The organism is Gilliamella sp. A7 (assembly GCF_002142015.1).
Lineage (GTDB): Bacteria > Pseudomonadota > Gammaproteobacteria > Enterobacterales > Orbaceae > Gilliamella > Gilliamella apis_A.
Genome location: NZ_NASN01000117.1, coordinates 1 through 825 on the forward strand (window position 1 = coordinate 1; position 825 = coordinate 825).

1 protein-coding gene is annotated in these 825 nt (G+C 47.0%); it reads right to left on the reverse strand.

The annotated features are described in order from the left end of the window. On the reverse strand, positions 1–795 hold a 795-nt coding region (locus B6D18_RS12395), incomplete at its 3' end, for a type VI secretion system Vgr family protein (protein WP_216818977.1). Positions 796–825 lie beyond the last annotated feature (30 nt).

Genomic DNA, 825 nt, shown 5'->3' on the forward strand with positions numbered 1-825 from the left:
TGTCGCTTTTAGTTGCTCTTGACTGTCGGTGTCTGCCACATGGGCTTCAGATTCGGTTGCGGCATTTTGTAAGGCTTTGGCAATCGATAGCGCATTTTCAAGCTGAGAAATAGCCGCTTGCATATCAAGCTGTTTGCCCTGAGCCTTAGGCTCAGTCTGACTGGTCAGGTATAAGCCTTTATTGGCAGCAATCGCTCCCCACTCATCGGTGCGCAGTTCAAACCCTTCACCTCGTTGGGTTTTGTTTTGGTCAACTAAATGCCCGATGTTAAGTTGGGTTTTACCGTATTCGGTCGCTAACTTGATGTGCTCTTGTCCGCGTTTATCATCCATCCGCAGTTTGTTGTTAGCTGGAGTACGAATCACATTACGATGTTTGTTTATGGTGGTGACATGGTCAGGATGACTACTGTCATGCATCGCATGCGCAATATAAGGTCGGTCCGGATTTCCGTTAGTAAACGCAACCGCAACTTCTGTACCGTCAATCAGTGGAAAGTGAAAACCATACGTACTGCCTGCATACGGTTTAGCCAGCCTTAACCATAAGCTCTCTTCACCGTTTCGCCACTCTTTTAAGTCAAAGTTAAATTTAACCCGATAACGCCCTTGTGTATCAATATAACCATAGGTGTCATTATCCGGACTGGTCACTCGTGCCGGTACGGTGCCATCAATGGTCGGGAAGGGGATAGGCGCTGGGCGGTAAGATTTTGATGATTGGTAAGGTATGGCGGTAAAACTCAGCTCATAAGCATCACTGCGGTTTCCCTGACCTTGCACCGTTAATATCATTATCCCTTCATCTATGCCGGTAATCGTACT